Raw genomic sequence first — 20,418 nt, forward strand, 5'->3', positions numbered from 1 at the left:
GGCCCTGAGGTCAGTGGCCCTGAGGTCGGTGGTCCCGGACTCAGTAGTCCCTGAAGCCCGTCTCCAGGACCTCGAACGCGGCGTCGAGGGCGTCGGCGAACGAGTCGAACCCGCCGAGGCCGGTGCGGTGGGCCTCGGCGGCGACCATGAACGCGGTGGAGGCCATCGCGGCGAACATCCGGGGCCGCAGGTCGGTCTCGGGGTCGGCGCCCATCCGGACGGCGATCACGCGGGTCATCTCGTCGTTCTTGCGCCGGGTGCGCTCCATGCTGCCGGCCCGCAGCGCGGGGCTCTCCTCGGTGAGCCGCATGAGGCAGTCGAACCGGGACATGGGTCGGCCGTCCCTGCCGTCCGCCTCCAGGGCCTCGACCAGGAGCGTCCCGGCGGTCCGTATCGCGGTCAGCACCGACTCCTCCGGAGGGCGCCGGGCGAACGCGTCGAGGACCGCGTAGAACTGCTCCTCCTGCGTGGTCAGCGCCACGTCCTCCTTGGACGCGAAGTAGCGGAAGAAGGTGCGGGCCGACACGTCCACGGCGTCGGCGATCTCCTCGACGGTGGTGGCCTCGTAGCCCTTCTCGCCGAACAGGCGGAACGCGGCGTCCAGGAGGGCCTCGCGGGTCGCCTGCTTCTTGCGTTCGCGCCGTCCGGGGGGCGGGGTGGGGACGGTCTCGGGAGCGGGCGCGGTCATGGCCGGATTGTAGCGGGCCATCCGACCTCCGTCCAGGATTGTGTCAGCATGTGCCTTACGTCATGAAGTGAACTATGGCGCTTGACGACATGTGTCACGTCATGACACTTTGAGCCTACCAACCTCCCTCAGCAAGGACACGTCATGGCACAGACATCGAGCGCCGAAGTCCTCCGCCCACCGGTCGACACCCCGGCCCGGGCCCGTCCGGGCCACGGCCATCCCTGGCTGACGCTGGTCGCGGTCGCGCTCGGCGTGATGATGGTCGGCCTGGACGCCACGGTCGTCTCGGTCGCCAACCCCGCCATCGCCCACGACCTGCACGCCTCGCTCTCCGGCCTCCAGTGGGTCACCAACGCCTACCTGCTGTCGCTGGCCGTCTCGCTGATCCCGGCCGGGAAGATCGCCGACCGGTTCGGCCGCAAGCGCACCTTCCTCGCCGGCGTGATCGGGTTCGCCGTCGCCTCGCTCGCCATCGGGCTGTCCGGCGGGCTCGGCATGGTCGTCTTCTGGCGCGTGGTGCAGGGCTTCGCGGGGGCGCTCCTGCAACCGGCCAGCCTCGCCCTGCTGCGCAACACCTTCCCGCCCGAGCGGCTGAACGCCGCGATCGGCATCTGGGGCTCCACGGTCGGCATCTCCATCGCGGGCGGCCCGATCGTCGGCGGCCTGCTGGTCGAGCACGTCAACTGGGAGTCGGTGTTCTTCCTCAACGCCCCGCTCGGCGTGGTCGCACTGCTGATGGGCCTCTGGGTGATCCGCGAGTCCAAGGACGAGGAGGCCGCCGGATCGTTCGACCTGCCCGGCGTCGCACTGCTCTCCGCGACCCTGTTCTCCCTGGTCTGGGGCCTGATCAAGGCCGGTGAGCACGGCTTCGGCCACGCCACCCCGCTCGTCTCGTTCGGCGCCGCGGTCGTGCTGGGCGCCGCGTTCGTGGTCACCGAGCTGCGCACGAGGAACCCGCTGCTGCCGCTCTCGCTGTTCCGCTCGGTGTCGCTGTCGGCCGCGACCCTGCTCATCGTGCTCGGCTTCTTCGCGATGTTCGGGACGATCTTCTTCATCACCCTCTACATGCAGGCCGTGCACGGCATGACCCCGGTCCAGTCCGGCGTCCGGATGCTGCCGATGACCGCCGTCTTCATCGTCGCCTCGCCCATCGCCGGGTTCCTGACCAGCAAGTTCGGTCCGCGGGTGCCGCTGGCGATCGGCATGGCGTTCACCGCCACCGCGATGTTCGGCCTCTCCCGGATCGGCGTGGACGCCCCGTACAGCCACATCTGGCCCTGGTTCATCCTGGTCGGGCTCGCGTTCGGCATGGTGCTCGTCGCCGGGACCGAGGCCATCGTCGGGAACGCCCCCGCGCACCTCGCCGGCGTCGCGGGCGGCCTCCAGCAGACCGCCTCGCAGATCGGCGGCGTGCTCGGCACCTCAGTGCTCGGCGTGCTGCTGTCCACCAAGGTCGGGCACGTGCTCACCGACCGGCTGACCGGCGCGGGCGTCCCGGAGTCGGCGGCGCACCAGCTGTCGGGCCAGACCGGCCTGGTCTCGCAGGGCGTCGCGCCCGTCCCGCCGGGCACCCCGGAACCGGCCGCGCACGCGATCACCACCGGCAGCCACCTGGCCTTCATGGACGGCTTCCAGAGCTCGCTGACCGTTGCGGGCGTCGTCGCGGCCGTCGCGGTGCTGGCCGCCCTGGCCGTCCGGAAGGGCCAGAGCCCGGTGGAGGGCGTCGCGGTCGGCTGACCACCGCCGCCCGGTCACCGCTCACGCCTATCTGGATCGCCACAGCCTGCTAACCCCGGACGATCCGCGCCCTCGTGCCGCGTTCTCCCTCCCGCAGCGGAGGGGACGCGGCACGACGCGCGAGGTCGGCGGGGGTGCGGTGACCGTGACGGGATCAGCGAGGCGAGGCTGGCCGCGGGGTGCGTTCTCGCGGCGGTTTTCCCGGTATGGGCAGTACCACCGGCGCCGCCGAACTAGCCTGCCGAGCGTGATGGGTGGCTTCCTCCGGCGGCACTCGATGCCGCTCCTGTTCCTCCTCCTGTTCGCCGCGACCGGGTTCGTGCAGCTCTCCCTGCTCACCGAGCCCGCCCGCCGGTCGCTGATCGCCTGGGCCAGCACCAACCTGGACAACCTGTCCTGGAATCCGCTCGGCACCCTGGTCACCTCCGCCTTCGTCGCCGAGGGCGAGCGGGCCGCGCAGATCGTCCAGCTGGTCGCGATGGCGCTCGGCCTGTTCCCCGTCGCGCGCCGGTTCGGCAACCTGCGCGGCGCCCTGCTGGTCGTCTCCGCGCACGTCGCCGGGACGCTGGTCAGCGAGGGGCTGACGGCCGTCCGGCTGTCGCTCGGATCGGTGAGCGCCTCCGTCCGCGAGATCAGCGACGTCGGCCCGTCCTACGTGCTGGCGGCCGCGCTGGTCGCCACGATCCTGTTCGGCCCGGGCCGGGTGCCGCGCGTCCTGGCCGCCGGTGCCCTCGCCATCCTGTCCCCGTATCTGTTCGAGGGCCTGACCAGCCTGGACGTCGCCGCCGTCGGCCACGTCGTCGCCATGGGCACCGGCATCACGCTGGGCGCGCTGATGGCGCTGCGCGACCGCCGCGCCCGGTTCACGCTGCCCGCCCTCGCCAAGATCGGCCCCGGCCCCGCGATGTCGGCGACCTCCGCCGCCTACGCCCGCCGCCGCCGCGCCGCACCCCGGGACGCACTCCCCGCCCCCGCCCCCGCCTGACCCCCGAAGAAGCGAACGCCCCCGCCGAACGGCAGGGGCGTCCCACCGCGCGCACCGCTCGCCCGTGCGCGTCAGACGTCATGCGCGTCAGACACCGTCCACGTCGCGCGTCGCGCGTTGTACGCGTCAGGGGCTTGTGTTCTGTCGCGTGTCAGTTGCCGTTGGGGGCGGGGGTGGGAGCTCCGGGGCTGGGGGCGGGGCTCGGGACGGGCTGGCTGCCTGGCGGAACCGTGGGCGGCGGCGTGGTCGGGCCGGTCGTCCCCGGGTCGGTCGGCGGGGTGGTGCCGCCCGGCGGCGTGGACGGCGGGGTGGTGTGCGACGGCGTGCCGCCCGTCCCCGGTCCGGACGGGCTGGAAGGCGCGCCCCTCCGTCCGCCGTCCACGGCCGGCGGGGTCGCCGGAGCGGACGGGGAACCGCCCGCCTGCGGAGGCACGGACGCGGTGCGCGACGTCGTGTCGCTGTTCGGCGCGCCGGACGGGGTGCCGCCGATGGCGCGCTCGGTGCCGTTCGGGTCGGGGGCCTTCCCAGCGGTGGCCGGGCTGGTCACGTCGGTCACCGAGGCGGTGCGGTCGGTCCGCGCGGACGGCACGATCGTCTCGTCGCCGTTGCCGCGCACCGACGACCAGGACGCGAACAGGCCGGTCACGGCGGCGGCCGACGCGGCGATGCCCGCGACCACGCCGAAGGTGCGGCGGCTCCGGCGCCGGGCCGAGGCGGCCGTCCGGTGGGCGTCGGTGCCCTCGGCGGGCGCGCCGAGCGCGGCCGGGCCGATCACGACGAGCGGGCTGGGCGAGGTCGCGGTCGGGGACGGCTCGTCCATCTCCCGCTCGTAGGACTCCAGCACCTCGGCGCGCAGGGCGTCCGGCAGGCCCTCGGGGGCGCGGCGGGCCAGCAGGCGCGGCAGCGTGCCCTTCTCGAACGCGGTGATCACCTCGGCCGCCGCGGCGCCGTCGCCGACCTCGCCGCGCATCAGCGCGTCCAGGACGCCGCGTTCGAGCCGCGTGCGGGCGGTCTGGAGCATCTGGCGGACGGTGTCGGGCGCGAGCCCGAGGACGTGCGCGATGTCCGGGATCTCCAGCCACTCGCCCGCCTCCAGCAGCAGCGCCTCGCGCTGCTCGGCCCGGAGCGCCGCGGCGGCGCGCAGCAGCGGATCGCCCTTCCGCGACAACAGCACGGACTCGTGCGCGGTAGCGACGGCAGCGTGCGCGGGAAGGGTGGCGTTGGGGGGCAGGGGGGTGCTCGTTGCTTGCCAGGGGCGTTCGAAGGCGCCGCGGGACCGGGCCGCGGTGCGGGAGAGGGCGTACATCCAGAGCACGACGTCGCCGCGCGGCGGATGCCGGACGGCCGCCACGAAGGCGTCGTTCACCGCCGCCGCCGCGTCGTCGCCGAGGAGCGACCAGCCGTGCGCGTACAGGCGGGCGGCGTGCGCGTCGTACAGGGAACCCGGATCCCCGCGCATGTGACCTCCGTTGTGGGGCGCCCTGACGGGCAGGCTCTGGCGAGCCGATGGGAGCCGACCGGTGGACCGCCCGGCGAAGGAGGCAGGGGGCTCAGGGCGGACCGGTGGGAATCGGGACTCTAGTGCATTCCGGAAATGGGTGAGAACCGAGGGGTCCGGCGTGTCGCGGGACGCCCCTTCAGGACGCCCCCGGAAGGTGGCCTCCGGGACGGCTTCCGGTCCCCGCGCCCGGCGGCGCTTCCTGCCTGTTTGGTGCTGGTTTGGGGATTGTTACCTGAATCACATGATTCCTGATCCGTTTCAGCAGGGAATGATTCGAACCTGTGATCGAAAATTCTCGCCGCCTGCATCCGGACGACGTCCGCCGGCACGTCGTCGGGACCTGCTTCAAGACCGGTCCCCCCGGCACCGTCGGGGCCGAGACCGAATGGTTCGTCGCCGATCCGCGCGAGCCCGGGGCGCAGGTCCCGGCCGCGACCGTCCGCGCCGCCGTCGAACAGGCCGGGCCGCCGCCCGGCGGCAGCGCCGTCACCTACGAGCCGGGCGGCCAGCTGGAACTCAGCTCGGCCCCCTTCCCCGGCCTCGCGCCCCTGCACCGGGCGCTGGCGGCCGACATCGCCCACATCCGGGACGCGCTGGCGCCCGCCGGGCTGGTCCTGACCGGCCACGGCGTCGACCCGCACCGGCCGCCCGGATTCCAGGCCGAGCACCCCCGGTACCTCTGCCAGCGCGACTACTACGTCGCGCGCGGCTTCGCCGAGGCCGGCCCGCAGATGATGTGCTCCACCGCGTCCGTGCAGGTCAACCTGGACATCGGCGCGGACGAGGCGGACGCGGCCCGCCGCTGGCGGCTGGCGCACGCGCTCGGCCCGGTGCTGGTGGCCGCCTTCGCCAACTCGCCGCGGCGCGCCGGGCGGCGCACCGGCTGGGCGTCCACCCGGCAGGCCATCTGGGCCGAGCTGGACCCGTGCCGCACCGGATCGGTGCTGCGCGACGCCGCCGAGAGCCCCGCCGACGCCTGGACCCGGTACGCGCTGGCCGCGCGGGTCATGCTCGTCCGCGGGCCGGGGGACGGCTGGACCAGCGACCCCGGCTTCACCTTCGGCGAGTGGCTGGACAAGGGGGAGCCGACCCTCGAGGACCTGGAGTACCACCTGTCCACGCTGTTCCCGCAGGTGCGTCCGCGCGGCTGGTTCGAGCTGCGGATGATCGACGCGCTGCCCGAGCCGTACTGGGCCGTGCCCGTCGCCGTCGCGACCGCGCTGCTGGACGACCCGCGCGCGTCCGCGGCCGCCGAGGCCGCCACCGCCCGCTTCGCCGAGGCCGCCACCGGCCTCACCGGGCCGGCGGGAACGGACTGGTGGCTGTCCGCCGCGCGCCACGGGCTCGCCGAGCCGGTGATCGCCGCCGCGGCGCGCGCGTGCTTCGACGCCGCGCTGTCCGCGCTGCCGCGGATGGGCGCGTCCGCGCTGGTCCCGGTCGTCGCCGACTACACCGACCGCTTTGTCGAGCGGGGCCTGAGCCCCGCGTTCGCCGAGGAGACCTCCCGATGCTGACCGCACCCACGGGCGCCACCGGCGCTCCCGACGAGGACGCGCTGAAGGAGCTCGTGGCGGCCGAGCTGGCCGCCGCCCGCGACCGCAGCCTCGGCCTGACCACCGGGTCGCTGACCCGTCCCCAGCTGGTCGAGCAGGTCTCGCCGCTGATGTCGCCGCTGGTCTGGGACCTGGCGCACGTCGGCAACTACGAGGAGCTGTGGCTGCTCCGCGCCGCCGCCGGGATCACCCCGATGCGTCCCGAGATCGACACGTTGTACGACGCGTTCGAGCATCCGCGTTCCGAGCGGCCCACGCTGCCGCTGCTGTCGCCGGACGACGCGCGCGCGTACATCGCGCAGGTCCGGACGAAGGTGCTCGACTCGCTGGAGCGCGTGAGCTTCGACTCCGCGAACCCGCTGACCTCGGGCGGGTTCGTGTACGGGATGGTGCTCCAGCACGAGCACCAGCACGACGAGACCATGCTCGCGACGCACCAGCTCCGCAAGGGCGAGGCCGCGCTGCTCGACCGCGCGGCCCCTGACCTGCCGGTCTCGCTCGTCCCGGCGGCGGAGGTGTTCATCCCCGCCGGCCCGTTCGTCATGGGCGCCTCGGACGACCCGTGGGCCTATGACAACGAGCGTCCGGGACACGTCGTGGACCTGCCCGCCTACTACATCGACACCGAACCGGTCACCAACGCCGATTACCAGCGGTTCATCGAGGACGGCGGGTACGACGAACGCCGCTGGTGGACGGACGCCGGATGGGACTGGCGCAACTCCTCCGGCAAGCGCGCGCCCGCGTTCTGGACGCGCGAAGGATCCTCCTGGGTGCGGCGTCGTTTCGGACGCGTCGAGCCCGTTCCGCCGAACGAGGCCGTCCAGCACGTGTGCTGGTACGAGGCTGACGCGTACGCCCGATGGGCGGGCAAGCGCCTGCCCACGGAGGCCGAATGGGAGAAGGCCGCTAGGCACGACCCCGAAAAGGACCGATCCAGGCGATACCCGTGGGGTGACTCATGGGAGGAGGGACGCGCCAACCTCGGTCAGAGCCTCCTGCACCCGACCGAGGCCGGAACCTACGCGTCCGGTGCGTCCGCCTATGGCGTGCGCAAGCTCATCGGGGACGTCTGGGAGTGGACGTCCACGGACTTCTACGGCTACCCCGGTTTCGAGTCGTTCCCCTACAAGGAGTACTCGGAAGTCTTCTTCGGGCCTGACTACAAGGTTCTGCGAGGAGGTTCCTGGGCGACGCATCCGCTCGCGGTGCGCGGGACGTTCCGCAACTGGGACTACCCGATCCGCCGCCAGATCTTCAGCGGCTTCCGTTGTGCGAGGTCCGTCTGATGTGCCGCCACCTCGGATACCTCGGCCCGGCTCGTCCGCTGCACGACCTCGTGTACGCGGGGGAGCACAGCATGGAGCACCAGTCGTACGCGCCGCGCATGACGAGCGGGAACCTCCTCAACGCGGACGGCTTCGGCGTCGGCTGGTACCCAGCGGACGACGCCCGGACAAGTGAGCCGTTCCGGTTCCGCCGGGCGCAGCCCATCTGGACGGACGCGTCGTTCCGCGAGGTCGCGCGCGCGGTGTCCGCGCCGTGCGCGGTCGTCGCGCTCCGGTCGGCGACGACCGGCTTCCCCGTGGACGAGTCGTGCGCCCAGCCGTTCCGCGCCGGGACGCGCCTGTTCAGCCACAACGGCAAGGTCGAGGGCTTCGCCGGGGTCGAGGCCAAGCTGCGCGAGCTGGCCGGGGATCTCGCCGAGGTCCCCGACGCCCGCGCGCCCGTGGACTCGGCCCTGCTGTTCGCCATCGCCGCCCGGCACTGGCGGGACGGCGCGTCCCTCGCGGACGGCCTCGCCGCGACCGTCGGGGCCGTGACCGGGCTGGCGTCCGGCCGGTTCAACCTGCTGGCGTCCGACGGGACGTCGCTCGCCGCGACCGCTCGGGGCGACTCGCTGTTCGTCCGCTTCCAGCCCGTCGGCGAAGGGCGGGACGCGTTGTGGATCGCGTCCGAGCCCCTGGACGCCGACCCCGCCTGGCAGGCCGTCCCGGACGGCTCGCTGGTCGCCGCCGACCTCGGGTCCGGCGTCCGGATCCGTTCCCTGTGACCCGCACGTCCCGCACCCACTCATCTGGAGATTCCGTGGATCTGTTCCTCACGCCCGACGACCTCGCCAAGTCGCTCCGCAGGGACGTCGGCGAGGGGCTCGCCGCGAGCCCAAAGACGCTGCCCCCGAAGTGGTTCTACGACGAGCGGGGCAGCGCCCTGTTCGAGGACATCACCCGGCTCGACGAGTACTACCCGACCCGCCGCGAGCGGGAGATCCTCACGGCGCGGGCTGGCGGGATCGCCGCCGCGACCGGCGCGACGATGCTGCTGGAGCTGGGCGCGGGCTCGGGGGAGAAGACGCGGCTGCTGCTCACCGCCCTCTCCGGCACCCTGCACAGCTACGTTCCGGTGGACGTGTCCGGCGACTTCCTCGGCGAGGCCGCCGCCGCGATCGCCGCCGACTATCCGGGGCTGACCGTCCGGCCGGTGGTGGCGGACTACGAGCACCACCTGAACCTGCTGCCGACGGGCGGCCGCCGCCTGATCGCGTTCCTCGGCGGGACGATCGGGAACATGCCGCCCGCCGCCCGCATCGGCTTCCTCGGCGGCCTGCGCGCCACCATGGGGCCGGACGACGCGCTGCTCCTGGGCTGCGACCTGGTCAAGGACGAGGACCGGCTCGTCCGGGCCTACGACGACGCGGCCGGGGTGACGGCGGAGTTCAACAAGAACGTCCTGCGCGTGATGAACCGCGAGCTGGACGCCGACTTCGACCCGGACGCGTTCGAGCACCACGCGGTCTGGAACGCGTCGGACGAGTGGATCGAGATGCGGCTGCGGTCGGTGTGCGACCAGACCGTCCGGATCGGCGCGCTGGACCTGACCTGCGAGTTCGCGGAGGGCGAGGAGATGCGCACCGAGATCTCCGCCAAGTTCCGCCGCGAGCGCCTGGAGTCCGAGCTCGGCGCGGCCGGGCTGCGGCTCGCCGAGTTCTGGACGGACGAGGCGGGCGACTTCTCGCTCTGCCTCGCCCGTCCGGCGTGACCCGTCCCGCTCATCCCGCCAAGGCGGCGGGCGTCGTCGCGAGCGTGGGGTAGTCGGTGTAGCCGGTCGCCTCGCCCGTGTACATGAGGTACCGGTCCCGGACCTGGTTGAGCGGTGCGCCGAGGCGCAACCGCTCAACCAGGTCCGGGTTCGCGAGGAACGGACGGCCGAGCGCGACCAGGTCGGCCCCGGCGGCGACGAGTCCCTTGGCCTTCCGCGTGACCTCCTCGGTGGTGAACTCGTCCAACCGCGGGTTCGCGATCAGGGTGTTCGGCCACAGGTCGCGGATCGCCTGGAAGACCGGCGCGTCCGGGTCGGCGGACACGACGTGCAGGTAGGCCGGGCCTTGCGGGCCGATCTCGGCGAGCTCCCGGACGAGGGCCGGGTAGAGCGCGTCCGTGTCGTCCTCGCGCAGGTCGTTCGCGGTGACCCCGGGGGAGATCCGGACGCCGACGCGGTCGGCTCCGACGGCGTCCACGACGGCCCGCGTGACCTCCAGCGTGAACCGGATCCGGTTCCCGACCGGGCCTCCGTACCCGTCCGTGCGGAGGTTGGTGTTGGAACCGAGGAACTGGTGCAGGAGGTAGCCGTTCGCCGAGTGCACCTCCACGCCGTCGAAGCCCGCGTCGATCGCGTTGCGCGCGGCGGCGGCGAAGTCCTCGACCGTGCGGCGGACGTCGTCCGGCGTCATCTCGCGCGGGACGACGGCGGGCTGCGGCCCGGACGGCGTGTGGATCGTGTCGGGCAGCGGGACGGCCGAGGGCGCGACCGGGTGCAGGCCGCTGTTGTCGGGGTGTCCGACGCGTCCGCCGTGCTGGAGCTGCAGGAACATCCGTCCGCCCGCCTCCCGGACGGTCTCGGTGACGCCGCTCCAGCCGGTCACGTGCGCCGGGCCGTGGATCGCCGGGATGTTCGGGTAGGTCTGCCCGACCGCGTTGGGCGTGGCGGCCTCGGCGACGATCAGCCCGGCGGTCGCGCGCTGCTTGTAGTAGGCCTCCATCAGCTCGCCGGGCACGCCGTCGGCGTCCGCGCGGTTGCGCGTCATCGGGGCCATGACCAGCCGGTTCCGCAGGGTGAGACGGCCGACGCGGGCGGGGGAGAGCAGGGCTTCCATGGTCTTCCTTCTTTCAGCGAGTGGGGAAGGCGTCCCGGCGGGCGATGACGACCACCGCGAGCACCGGGGCGAGCAGGACGAGGGCGGTCCACGGCAGCGCGGACGCGCCGAACCGGTCGAGCAGCACACCGCCCGCGACGCCGCCGCCCGCCATGGCGACGTTCCAGAGGGTCACCAGCAGCGCCTGGGCGGCGTCGGCCGCGCCGTCTCCGGCCTTGCCTCCGGCGGTTCCGGCGGCGGTCTGGAGCAGCGTCGGCGCGCCGCCCCAGCCGAGGCCCCACAGCCCGGCCGCGACGTAGACCAGGGCGGGCGAGCCGGACACCAGCGCCAGGACGGCGGCGGCCACGGCCACGAGCAGCACGCTCGCGATCGACAGCAGCCGCAGGTGCCGGTGGATCCGGGCGCCGACGACCGCGATGCTCAGCAGCGACGCACCGCCGAACACCAGCAGCACCGCGTCGGTCGAGCCGCCCATGCCCAGGCGGTCCAGGAACGCGGCGACGTAGGCGTACAGGACGGTGTGCGCCAGGACGTACACCAGCGTGACGGCCAGGACGGGTGCGACGCCCGGAACGCGCAGCACACGCTCCTTCGGCTCCCCGGATCCGCGCCGCCGTCCCGGGGCGTCCGGCACGGACGCGGCGATCCAGCCGATCAGGACGACCGTGAGCGCGGTCATCGTCCAGAACGCGGTCCGCCAGCCGAGCGCCGAACCGAGGAACGTGCCCGCCGGGACGCCCAGCGATAGGGCTACCGGGATCCCGGCCATCGCGACGGCGATCGCGCGGCCCTCCTGGCCGGGCGGCGCCAGGCGGCGCGCGTACCCGGCGAGCAGCGCCCAGGCCAGGCCCGCCGCGACCCCGGCCGCGAACCGCGCGACCATCGTCAGCGTGTAGTCGGACGAGACCGCCGTGACGCCGTTCGCGACGGCGAATCCGACGACGGTCATGAGCAGCAGGCGCTTGCGTCGCAAGCCGGACGTCGCGGCGGTCAGCGGCGCGGCGGTCAGGGCCGTCCCGAGCGCGTAGATCGTCACGGTCTGCCCGGCGGCGGACGCGCCCACGCCGAGTCCGGCGCTCATCGCGGGCAGCAGCCCGGCGGGCAGCGTCTCGGTCAGGCTCGTGATGAAAACGGCCGTGGCCAGGGCCAACAAGGGTGACATCGGCAGCCGCCAGGTGGCGGCCCGCGTCTCGGGCATCTGTGTGGTGACCATGTCGTCGCCTCCTCAACTGGACGGGACGACTGTGCCTCGGGGGCCTTCGGGAACGCTGACGGACGGCTGATGGTCGATCCGAATAGGGTGCTGACGTGCAGTTTGGGGTGCTTGGTCCGGTGACGGTGTGGGACGACGCGGGCGAGCCCGTCGCGATCCCGGAGGCGAAGGTGCGGGCGCTGCTCGCCGACCTGCTCGTCCGGCCGGGCGCGGCGGTCTCCGCCGACCGGCTGATCGACGACCTCTGGGGCGACCGTCCGCCCGGGAACCCCGCCAACGCGCTCCAGGCGAAGGTGTCGATGCTGCGGCGCGTGCTGGGCCGGGAGCGGGTCGTCCGCGAGGCGGCCGGATACCGCCTGGCAGCGGACCCGGCTTCCGCTGACTCCGAACGCTTCACGTCCCTCGCCGAACGCGCGCGCACGATGGACGACCCACGCGAACGAGCCGCAGTCCTCGCCGAGGCCCTCGGCCTATGGCGAGGCCCCGCGTTCGCCGACGTCGCGGACGAGGAGTTCGCCCGGACGGCCGCCGACCGCCTCGACGACCAACGGCTCGACGTCCTGGAAGAGCACGCCGAGGCGCGCCTGGCCGCCGGAGAGCACCTTCTGCTGGCCGGGGAACTGGCCGATCTGGTGGCGCGGCACCCGCTGCGGGAACGGCTGCGGGCCGTCCACGCGAAGGCGCTGTACCGCGCCGGACGGCAGGGAGAGGCCCTCACATCCCTCACTGACCTGCGCAAACTCCTCGCGGACGAGCTGGGCGTCGCCCCGGGCCCCGAGGTGACGGCCCTGCATGAGGCGATCCTGAAACAGGACGCCTCCCTCGAACCCACTCCGGGCAAAGCGCCCGCCGCGACGAACCTGCCCGTCTCCCTGACCGGCCTCGTCGGACGCGACGAGTGCCTCTCCGACGTCGTCCGCCTCCTCACCACGACGCGCCTGGTCACGCTGGTCGGCCCTGGCGGAGTCGGCAAGACGCGCCTGGCCATCGAGTCCGCCCGCGGCGCGGCCCAGCCCGACGGCGCCTGGCTGATCGAGCTGACCGCGCAGCAGGGCGGAGTCGCCGATCTGGCGCAGCACATCGCCGCCGTCCTCGGCGTCCGCGACGAGCTGCCGGGCACGGCGGGCGCGTGGGGAGCCGCCGCCGACCCCGCCGGACGGCTCGCGGGCGCGCTGCGCGACCGGCGCGTCCTGCTCGTCCTGGACAACTGCGAGCACGTGGTCGAGGACGTCGCCGAGCTCGTCGCGTCCCTGCTCGCCGCCGCGCCCGGCCTGCGCGTCCTCGCGACCAGCCGGGAGCCCCTGGCCGTGGACGGCGAGACCGTCTACCAGGTCGAACCCCTCGCCGAGGACGACGCGGTCCGGCTGTTCGCCGAGCGCGCCGCCGCGTCCGCGCCGGGCTTCTCGCTCGACCGGGACCGCGCCGCCGTCGCCGAGATCTGCCGCCGCCTGGACGGCATCCCGCTCGCGCTGGAACTCGCCGCCACCCGCGTCCGCGCCCTCGGCGCGCGCGAGCTGGCCGCGCGGCTCGGCGACCGGTTCCGCGTCGTGGCGGCCGAGCGGCGCGGCGCGCCCGCCCGGCAGCGCACCCTCCGCGCCATGATCGACTGGAGCTGGGAGCTGCTCACCCCGTCCGAGCGGATCGTGCTGCGCCGCCTCGCCGTGCACCGCGACGGCTGCGACCCGGCGGCGGCCGAGGCGGTCTGCGCGGGCGGCGGCGTCCATCCCGACGAGGTGCTCGGCCTGGTCACCCGCCTGGTGGACCGCTCGCTCGTCGTCATGGCCGAGGGCCCGGACGGCCCGCGCTACCGGCTCCTGGAGTCGGTCGCCGCGTACGCGCTGGAACGCCTGGACGAAGCCGAGGACCTCGCCGCCACCCGCGACCGGCACCTGCGCCACTACCTCGCGCTCGCCGAGGCGGCCGAGCCCCTCCTGCGCGGCCCCGGCCAGCGCACCTGGCTGACCCGCCTCGACGCCGAGGCCGCCAACCTCCGCGCCGCCCTGGACGCGGCGTCCCCGGACGACGCGTCCCGCCTGGCGACCGCGTTGACCTGGTGGTGGCTGCTGCGAGGCCGGTTCCACGAGGCCCGGAGCGTCCTCGCCGAACACGAACCCGGCGGCCTGCTCCACACCGCGTTCGCCCTGCTCACCGGCGACCACACGGCGTCCGCCGAACCCGACGGCTGCGGACGCGCCGTCTGGCTCTACGCCTACGGCCTGTTTCACGCCGGACGCCCCGACGCGAGCCGCGAGGCCAACGCGCGTGCGCACAAGCTGTTCACAGAAACCGGCGACGACTGGGGGATCGCCGCCGTCCTCGCCCTGCGCTCCATGCACGCGATGAACGGCGGCGACCTCGCCGCGATCGCCGACGCCGGAGGACGCGCCGCCGCGCTGTTCCACGACCTCGGGGACCACTGGGGCGAGCTCCAGACCGTCCTGCCGCTGGCGATGCTCGCGGAGGTCCGCGGCGACTACACCGAGGCCGGACGGCTCCAGAACGAGGGCCTCGGCATCGCCGCCGACCTCGGCCTGCGCGCCGAGGAGTCCGAGCGGCTGTCCGGGCTCGGCCGCCTGGCGCTGCTCGCCCGCGACTGGGACCGCGCCCGCGACCTGCACGAACGCGCCCGCCGCCTGGCGGCCGAACAGGGCTACCGGTACAGCGAGGTTTACGCCCTGATGGGCCTCGCGCTCGGCGCCCGCCGCTCCGGCGACCTCGACGCCGCCGAGGCGCGCCTGCTGGGCATCCGGGCCGGGTACGAGTCGTCCCGGCTCGGGGAGCACCTGATGGCGGCCGAGCTGGGCTTCATCGCCGAGCTGCGCGGCGACGCCGACGCGGCCCTCGCGCACCAGCGCGAGGGGCTCGCGATCGCCGTCGACCTGGCCGAACCCCGCTCGCTCGCGCTCTCACTCGAGGGCATGGCGGGCGCGTTCGCCCTGGCGGGCGACGCGCGCCGGGCCGCGCTGCTGCTCGGCGCCGCGGGCGCGGTCCGGCGCGGCGTCGGGGCTCCGCTGCCGCCCGCCGAACGCGGCGACGTCGACCGGATCACCTCGTCCGCCGCGTCCGCGCTGGGGGAGGACGGGTTCGCCGAAGCGTTCGCCGAGGGCGCCCGCCTCACCGCGGACGAGGCGGTCAGCCTTTGCCCGCCGGATGCGCCAGGCCGGCCTTCCCCAGGTCGTCGGCCAGCCGCGTCGCCAGGTAGCGGTGGCCGTCGGGCGTCGGATGGACCCGGTCCGGCTTGATGAACCGGGGCGCGTTCCCGGTGCCCAGGTTCCGGTCGCCAGTGATCCACTTCTCGGCGAGGGGGTCGATGAACGGGATCTTCAGTTCCCCCGCGACCGTCCGCAGGCCGTCCCGCACGGCGAGGGCCCCGACGGACGGGTGGTCGCTGCCCCACAGCGGCCCGATCAGGACGATCCGGGTGCGCGGCCAGCGCGCCTTCACCGTCAGCAGCAGCGTGCGCGCAGCGCCCGCCGCGCTCGCGGCCGGGAACTTGGCGTCGTTGTGCCCGCCGGACACGATGAGCAGCGCGGGCGCGGGCCGCCACCCGAGCTGGTCCTCGAAGAGCTTGGCGAACGTGCTGTGCTTTGAACCCGGGTTGACGAAGCCGGTTCCGGACCGTCCGCCCGCGATGACCTGCCAGCCCAGCAGGCGCGCGGTGGCGGCGGCATAGGTGGTCTCGGGCTGCGCGCCCTTCTCGCCGACCGTGTAGGAGTCGCCCAGGAACATCACCACGGGCGCGGACGAGGCGACCCGGTCGGCGGTTTTGGGCGCTTTCGCCTTCGCCGACTCGTGCGCGCGCGAAGCACACCCGGTCAGGACGAGCGGAACGCAGACCAGCAGAGACGCCGCGCTACGGCGGACGCGGCGAGACGCCATCGACAAACCACCATTGTTCGGGACAATTCCCGCGCATCTTAGCGACCGGAACCCGGAAAAGTGTCGTTTCCCGCCGCTATGATCGCGGCCTTCCAACCCCCTGGAACGTCCCTGGAACGTCCGTGGAACCCCCTGGAACGGAGCCCCGATGACCACCGCCGAGCCCCCGGCCGGAGCGCCGACGGACACGCCGGTCGAGACCCCGGCGGAGACACCCTCCGAAACGCCGTCCTGCTACCGGCACCCGAAACGCGAGACGTACGTCCGCTGCGTCCGGTGCGACCGCTACACCTGCCCCGACTGCCTGCGGGACGCGTCGGTCGGCCAGCAGTGCGTCGAATGCGTCAAGGAGGGCAACCGGAGCATCCGGCAGACGCGGTCGGTGTTCGGCGGGAGCGCGGGCGGCACCCCGTGGGTCAGCTACACGATCATCGGCCTCTGCGTCCTCGGGTACCTGCTGGAACTCGCCGCCCCCGGCATCGTCGACCGCCTCGACGCGCTCGGCACCGGCCTGCGCTCCCCGGCCGGCCGCTACTTCATGGACATGCACGGCGGCATGGTCCCGAACGGCTGGACGCAGGTCGGCATCGCCCACGGCGAGTGGTACCGGCTGCTCACCTACGCGTTCCTGCACCGGCCGCCCGGCAACGGCTTCGGCGTCCTGCACATCGCCCTGAACATGTGGTGGGTGTGGACGCTCGGCCGGCGGACCGAGGAGATGCTCGGCTGGGCCCGCTACGCCGCCCTCTACCTGCTGTCCGCGCTCGGCGGCTCGGTGCTGGTCTTCCTCGTCGCGCCCGGGACCGGCTCGCTCGGCGCGTCCGGCGCGGTGTTCGGCCTGGCCGCGTCCTACTGGGTGTTCAGCCGCCGCCTCGGCTACGACATGCGCGCCGCCAACCAGCAGACGATCTACGTGCTGGTCTGGCTCGTGATCTCCGCGGGGCTCACCTCCTGGCAGGGCCACCTCGGCGGATTCCTCGCGGGCGGCGTGATCGCCCTGGCCTTCGCCTACGCCCCGAAGGCCCGCCGCACCCTCGTCCAGGCCATCTCCGGAGCGGCCCTCCTCGCCCTGCTCCTGGCCCTCGTGGTCGTCAAGACCTCGACCCTCACCTGATGCCCGTGCGCTGGAGGCGTCCCTCGGCGGGCCTGGCCCTCGTGGCCGGGCTCGTCTACCTCAACCAGCTCCTCTTCACGGTCTACGTCCTCCGTGAGCACGCCGGGAACGCCTCCTTCATCGCCGCGCGCCTGCCGCCGGGCTGGTTCGCCCTGGCGGACGGGCCGGGCATGCGCTCCTTCGCGTCCCACGTCCCCGCTCCGGGGCTGCTGAGCCCGAGCGTCCTGCGCGTCCAGGCGTTCTTCGAGCTGCCGTTCGTCCTGCTCGCGTACGGCGTCGTGCTCCGGTGGCTGTCCCTCCGCTGGTACCGCCGCCTCCTGGACGGCCCGCCCCTCTGGGCCGCCTCAGCCGCCTACACGACCGTGTTCTGCCTGGTCGAATGGCACTTCCACAACCCCTACACGGACGCCGACATCGCGATCAGGCTCGTCTCCGCGATCATCACACCCCTGTGGATCGGCTGGACGACCCGCCACGACACCGCCTCCGACCGTCCGACGGGCGTGATCGGCATCTTGGCCTTCGGCGCGTCCACGTGGGCGCTGGGCCAGCTCGTCCTGGCCGTCTATGACACCGCGCTGCTCTACAACCTGGGTCACCTGCCCGGACGCCTGCCCTCGGTGACCGTCGCCTTGGCCGTCCTCGTGGGCGCGCGTGTGGTGGCAGCCCGCTACGGGGAGCGCTGGCACCCCGGGCTGGCCGTCCGCACAGTGACCGCCGGACTGTCCTGGACCCTCGCCCTGTTCTTCATCCCCGCCCTGGCCATCAGGTACGGAGTGAACTTCGGCTTGGCGCTGCCCTCGATGGCGGCCGGGCTCGCGGTGTCCGTCGCTGCAGCCGCCCTCGCCCTCAAGGAGACGCTGCGCGGGCAGGACCGTATCCGCGTCGCCGCCTGGTGCGGGCAGGTGGCATTGGCGGCGGGCGTGGGCGGCGCGGCGGGCTATGCGGCCCTCCACGCCGCCTCGGACACCTACTACGAGGCCGGTCTACTCAGGAGCGCAGCCGTGGCGTTCCTGGTGGCCGTCCTCGTGTGCGCGGGGACGGATCGGCTCAGGCGTCCAGCGGACGCAGTTCGTCCGCGTAGCTGACCGAGACGCGGCGCATCACGCCGTCGTCGCTGATCGAGTACTGGCCGAGCCGCCACAGCGGAGGCGAGTACGCGTGGATCGACACGCTCGACCGGGCCGACCCCACAAGCCGGTGGATGTGGTCGGGGCCGAACGAGAACGACGTGCCCTCGCCGACGTGCACGCGCACGTGCTCGCCGCCGATGCGCGGGTTGCTCTCCTCCAGCTCGCCCGCGACCACATGGACGGCGCCGGACGACACGTCGTGGTCGTGCCATCCCGTGTCGTTCTCCGGTGTCCAGCACAGCAGCCACACGTCCACGTACTCGTCCCGGTAGAGGGACGCGTAGTGGCGCTCGTCGGCGGAGAAGGCGACGTGCTGCCGCCACACTTCGGGCCGTCCGGCCAGGTCGTCCACCAGGCCGCGCAGTTCGCGCTTGTCCAGGGCGCGCGCAGGCAGCTCCGGCAAACAGGAATTGCCCTCGACGAGAACGGCATCAGACGACATGGGTTCGCTCCTCTCCACCGAGTAGTCGGTACGGGTTGGCCACGCGGAAGGCATGGCGGGCGGCCTCACCGAGGCCGAGCTCTTGGGGCCCCGCATAGGGGCGGTCAGTGCCGTGCACCACGACGTCCACGCCGAGGGCACGGACGACGGCGTCGGCGGCACGCGGCCCATAGGAGGACGTTTCAACGAACGCGTCCCGGTCGATTTCGCCACGTCCGCCCCCGCGCGCGCTGAAACGTTCGCCGTGCAACGGTGCGAGGCCCGCCAGAAGGGCGAAGCAGACGCGCAGGCGCGGGAAGGCGGGCCGTCCGAACGCCCGGAACGCGTACCAGGCCGCATGCATCTGGGAGACGTACGGGACGACCGCCGCCCACCAGGCAGGCCCCTCGGCGCCGGCGGCGGGCCCGGGATGGACGAACAGGGGCAGCCCACGCTCCTCGAGCAGGGCCAGGAGCGGCGCGCAGCGCTGATATCCGGCGGCGTCGAGCAGGGCGGTCGCGGGGAGCTGGAGCCCGACGAACCCGCGATCCAGCTGGACGGCCAGGGCGTCCGCGTCGATCTCCGCCACGCAGGCGGACGCCCAGGCGCGGAACGGCGCGGGAAGCCCGGCGGCTCCGTCGTGATAGGCGTCCAGGAGCGGCCGCGCCTGCTCCGGGGGAAGGAATTCGACGCCCAGGGGCGAGGAGAGCGAGATCAGGGCGAGATCGAGACCGTCGGCCCGCGCCAGCCCGGCCCGCAGCGCCACATCGTGATCATCCGGATCCACCTCGTAGGGAGGCTCCCCGGCGAGGTGGAGCGTCCAGCCCGCAAGGCGCGGCGGGGCCTTCCGGGCGCGCAGCGCGGCCAGCAGGGGAGTGCCCCAGAGGTGCTGATGGACATCCACGCCCGGCACGTTCCAACCCCCGATCCCAAGGCTACTGAACCGCATCAGTTAACCGTTTCAGTGAACCGGTTCAGTGGCCTTCCCGTCAACCGGCCGCCGGGAAATGACGGCATGACCGTCTAGGGTTGGGGGGCGTGAGCGACAGGCGGAAGCGCGCGACCATCCGGGAAGTGGCGCAGGCGACCGGCCTGTCGCCCGCGGCCGTGTCCTACGCGCTGCGCGGCATCCAGACCTCCGAGGAGACCCAGGAACGGGTCCGCGCCGCCGCCGACGAGCTCGGCTACGAGGCGCATCCGATCGCGCGGGCCCTGGCCAGCGGGCGCACCGACATGGTCGGGCTGCTCTGCGGCTCCCTCGAGGACTACTGGCAGCAGTCCCTGGCCGTCGGCATCGGCCGGGCCCTGCTCGCCCGCGACCGCTACGCCCTGATCGTCGACGCGGGCGGCGACCCCGAGCGCGAGCTGGCCCTCGCCCGCCGCCTGCGCGACCAGCGCGTGGACGGCCTGATCGTCCAGCCCCTCGACCCCGCCGCCGCCCTCTGGGCCGACCTCGCCGAGACCCTCCCCGTCGTGTCCATCGGGGACGCCCTGCACGGCGGCAAGGCCCAGGGCGAGGTCGTCTTCGACAACCGGCGCGGCGTCACCCTCGCCCTGGAGCACCTCCGCGACCTCGGACACCGCCGCGTCGCCGTGTTCACCCCGACCCGCGCCAGCACCCCCGACCGGCCCGCCGACGTCCACGTCAACGCCGAGGCCGACCGGCTCGGCCTCGCCGTCGAGGTCGTCGTCGCGCCGCCGTCCCCGGTCGAGACCACCGAGGTCGCGCTGCGCGTTCTCGCCGGCCCCGACCGCCCCTCGGCCGTGTTCTGCTTCGCCGACTCGATCGCCTACGCCGTCTACGCCGCGACCCGCGAGCTCGGCCTGTCCGTGCCCGGCGACCTGGCCGTCTGCGGCTACGACAGCCACCCCATGTCCGCGCTGCTCACGCCGCCGCTGACCACCGTCGACTGGGACATCGACGGGATCGTCCACGCCGCCGTCAAGCTCGTCGTGGACGTGATCGACGGCAAGCCGCGCAAGCGCCGCGTCGTCCGCGAGCCGGAGCTGATCGTCCGGCCCTCCACGTCCCCCTGAG

General features: G+C 73.7%; 17 protein-coding genes. 10 read left to right on the forward strand and 7 right to left on the reverse strand.

Annotation, left to right across the window (positions count from 1 at the left end):
- Window positions 1-40: 40 nt before the first annotated feature.
- A complete protein-coding gene (locus AB0L06_RS02570) occupies window positions 41-688 on the reverse strand; it encodes a TetR family transcriptional regulator (protein WP_500229125.1) in 648 nt (215 codons plus the stop codon).
- A gap of 144 nt (window positions 689-832) precedes the next feature.
- Between AB0L06_RS02570 and AB0L06_RS02575 the strand changes: the two genes are divergently transcribed.
- The gene (locus tag AB0L06_RS02575; RefSeq protein WP_500229126.1) at window positions 833-2,428 is read left to right on the forward strand and encodes an MFS transporter; all 1,596 of its coding nucleotides are present in this window, start codon (window positions 833-835) and stop codon (window positions 2,426-2,428) included.
- Window positions 2,429-2,678: 250 nt separating this feature from the next.
- A complete protein-coding gene (locus AB0L06_RS02580) occupies window positions 2,679-3,413 on the forward strand; it encodes a rhomboid-like protein (RefSeq protein ID WP_500229305.1) in 735 nt (244 codons plus the stop codon).
- A gap of 151 nt (window positions 3,414-3,564) precedes the next feature.
- Here AB0L06_RS02580 and AB0L06_RS02585 read toward each other — a convergent pair whose 3' ends face one another.
- The gene (locus AB0L06_RS02585) at window positions 3,565-4,872 is read right to left on the reverse strand and encodes a sigma factor-like helix-turn-helix DNA-binding protein (RefSeq protein ID WP_500229127.1); all 1,308 of its coding nucleotides are present in this window, start codon (window positions 4,870-4,872) and stop codon (window positions 3,565-3,567) included.
- A 323-nt stretch (window positions 4,873-5,195) separates the two neighbouring features.
- On the opposite strand from AB0L06_RS02585, the gene egtA reads away from it, so the two are divergent.
- Genes egtA through egtD form a run of 4 tightly spaced genes read left to right on the forward strand, consistent with a single transcriptional unit; the run spans window position 5,196 to window position 9,506 of the window.
- Window positions 5,196-6,428 (forward strand): ergothioneine biosynthesis glutamate--cysteine ligase EgtA, encoded by a 1,233-nt coding sequence (egtA, locus tag AB0L06_RS02590; RefSeq protein ID WP_500229128.1) that lies wholly within the window; start codon window positions 5,196-5,198, stop codon window positions 6,426-6,428.
- Window positions 6,422-7,756, forward strand: coding sequence for an ergothioneine biosynthesis protein EgtB (gene egtB / locus AB0L06_RS02595; RefSeq protein ID WP_500229129.1), 1,335 nt, complete (start codon window positions 6,422-6,424; stop codon window positions 7,754-7,756). Before egtA ends, egtB begins: the two co-directional genes overlap by 7 nt.
- Complete coding sequence (egtC, locus tag AB0L06_RS02600; RefSeq protein WP_500229130.1) at window positions 7,756-8,520, forward strand: ergothioneine biosynthesis protein EgtC; 765 nt, start codon at window positions 7,756-7,758, stop codon at window positions 8,518-8,520. The genes egtB and egtC overlap by 1 nt, the downstream gene beginning before the upstream one ends.
- Before the next feature lie 35 nt (window positions 8,521-8,555).
- Window positions 8,556-9,506, forward strand: a complete 951-nt coding sequence (gene egtD / locus AB0L06_RS02605; protein ID WP_500229131.1) for an L-histidine N(alpha)-methyltransferase — start codon at window positions 8,556-8,558, stop codon at window positions 9,504-9,506.
- A 10-nt stretch (window positions 9,507-9,516) separates the two neighbouring features.
- Here egtD and AB0L06_RS02610 read toward each other — a convergent pair whose 3' ends face one another.
- Both AB0L06_RS02610 and AB0L06_RS02615 read right to left on the reverse strand, forming a co-directional pair.
- Window positions 9,517-10,620 carry an alkene reductase gene (locus tag AB0L06_RS02610; protein ID WP_500229132.1) on the reverse strand — a complete coding sequence of 368 codons (1,104 nt, stop codon included), beginning with the start codon at window positions 10,618-10,620 and terminating at the stop codon, window positions 9,517-9,519.
- A 13-nt stretch (window positions 10,621-10,633) separates the two neighbouring features.
- Window positions 10,634-11,833, reverse strand: coding sequence for an MFS transporter (locus AB0L06_RS02615; protein ID WP_500229133.1), 1,200 nt, complete (start codon window positions 11,831-11,833; stop codon window positions 10,634-10,636).
- A gap of 95 nt (window positions 11,834-11,928) precedes the next feature.
- Between AB0L06_RS02615 and AB0L06_RS02620 the strand changes: the two genes are divergently transcribed.
- The gene (locus AB0L06_RS02620) at window positions 11,929-15,075 is read left to right on the forward strand and encodes an ATP-binding protein (protein ID WP_500229134.1); all 3,147 of its coding nucleotides are present in this window, start codon (window positions 11,929-11,931) and stop codon (window positions 15,073-15,075) included.
- Here AB0L06_RS02620 and AB0L06_RS02625 read toward each other — a convergent pair.
- Entirely contained in the window at window positions 14,966-15,712 is a 747-nt protein-coding gene (locus AB0L06_RS02625; protein WP_500229135.1) for an SGNH/GDSL hydrolase family protein, read from the reverse strand. The genes AB0L06_RS02620 and AB0L06_RS02625 overlap by 110 nt on opposite strands.
- Window positions 15,713-15,860: 148 nt before the next feature.
- Between AB0L06_RS02625 and AB0L06_RS02630 the strand changes: the two genes are divergently transcribed.
- A complete protein-coding gene (locus tag AB0L06_RS02630) occupies window positions 15,861-16,826 on the forward strand; it encodes a rhomboid family intramembrane serine protease (RefSeq protein WP_500229136.1) in 966 nt (321 codons plus the stop codon).
- Window positions 16,826-17,914, forward strand: coding sequence for a hypothetical protein (locus AB0L06_RS02635; RefSeq protein WP_500229137.1), 1,089 nt, complete (start codon window positions 16,826-16,828; stop codon window positions 17,912-17,914). Before AB0L06_RS02630 ends, AB0L06_RS02635 begins: the two co-directional genes overlap by 1 nt.
- Here the strand turns inward: AB0L06_RS02635 and AB0L06_RS02640 are convergent.
- Both AB0L06_RS02640 and AB0L06_RS02645 read right to left on the reverse strand, forming a co-directional pair.
- Window positions 17,877-18,401: a cysteine dioxygenase gene (locus tag AB0L06_RS02640; protein WP_500229138.1), complete on the reverse strand. Its 525-nt coding sequence runs from the start codon at window positions 18,399-18,401 to the stop codon at window positions 17,877-17,879. The genes AB0L06_RS02635 and AB0L06_RS02640 overlap by 38 nt on opposite strands.
- Window positions 18,391-19,284, reverse strand: coding sequence for an amidohydrolase family protein (locus AB0L06_RS02645; RefSeq protein WP_500229139.1), 894 nt, complete (start codon window positions 19,282-19,284; stop codon window positions 18,391-18,393). The genes AB0L06_RS02640 and AB0L06_RS02645 overlap by 11 nt, the downstream gene beginning before the upstream one ends.
- 134 nt (window positions 19,285-19,418) lie before the next feature.
- On the opposite strand from AB0L06_RS02645, the gene AB0L06_RS02650 reads away from it, so the two are divergent.
- On the forward strand, window positions 19,419-20,417 hold the full coding sequence (locus AB0L06_RS02650) for a LacI family DNA-binding transcriptional regulator (protein WP_500229140.1): 999 nt from the start codon (window positions 19,419-19,421) through the stop codon (window positions 20,415-20,417).
- Window position 20,418 lies beyond the last annotated feature (1 nt).

This window comes from Spirillospora sp. NPDC052269 (genome assembly GCF_040679435.1).
GTDB lineage: Bacteria > Actinomycetota > Actinomycetes > Streptosporangiales > Streptosporangiaceae > Spirillospora.

Excerpts from the sequence above, each read along its gene's own strand:
- egtB (WP_500229129.1), top strand. The coding sequence starts at position 6,422 with ATGCTGACCGCACCCACGGGCGCCACCGGCGCTCCCGACGAGGACGCG.
- AB0L06_RS02630 (WP_500229136.1), top strand. The coding sequence starts at position 15,861 with ATGACCACCGCCGAGCCCCCGGCCGGAGCGCCGACGGACACGCCGGTC.
- egtC (WP_500229130.1), top strand. The coding sequence starts at position 7,756 with ATGTGCCGCCACCTCGGATACCTCGGCCCGGCTCGTCCGCTGCACGAC.
- AB0L06_RS02580 (WP_500229305.1), top strand. The coding sequence starts at position 2,679 with ATGGGTGGCTTCCTCCGGCGGCACTCGATGCCGCTCCTGTTCCTCCTC.
- AB0L06_RS02570 (WP_500229125.1), bottom strand. The coding sequence starts at position 688 with ATGACCGCGCCCGCTCCCGAGACCGTCCCCACCCCGCCCCCCGGACGG.
- AB0L06_RS02625 (WP_500229135.1), bottom strand. The coding sequence starts at position 15,712 with ATGGCGTCTCGCCGCGTCCGCCGTAGCGCGGCGTCTCTGCTGGTCTGC.
- AB0L06_RS02640 (WP_500229138.1), bottom strand. The coding sequence starts at position 18,401 with ATGTCGTCTGATGCCGTTCTCGTCGAGGGCAATTCCTGTTTGCCGGAG.
- AB0L06_RS02575 (WP_500229126.1), top strand. The coding sequence starts at position 833 with ATGGCACAGACATCGAGCGCCGAAGTCCTCCGCCCACCGGTCGACACC.
- AB0L06_RS02635 (WP_500229137.1), top strand. The coding sequence starts at position 16,826 with ATGCCCGTGCGCTGGAGGCGTCCCTCGGCGGGCCTGGCCCTCGTGGCC.
- AB0L06_RS02610 (WP_500229132.1), bottom strand. The coding sequence starts at position 10,620 with ATGGAAGCCCTGCTCTCCCCCGCCCGCGTCGGCCGTCTCACCCTGCGG.
- AB0L06_RS02585 (WP_500229127.1), bottom strand. The coding sequence starts at position 4,872 with ATGCGCGGGGATCCGGGTTCCCTGTACGACGCGCACGCCGCCCGCCTG.
- AB0L06_RS02615 (WP_500229133.1), bottom strand. The coding sequence starts at position 11,833 with ATGGTCACCACACAGATGCCCGAGACGCGGGCCGCCACCTGGCGGCTG.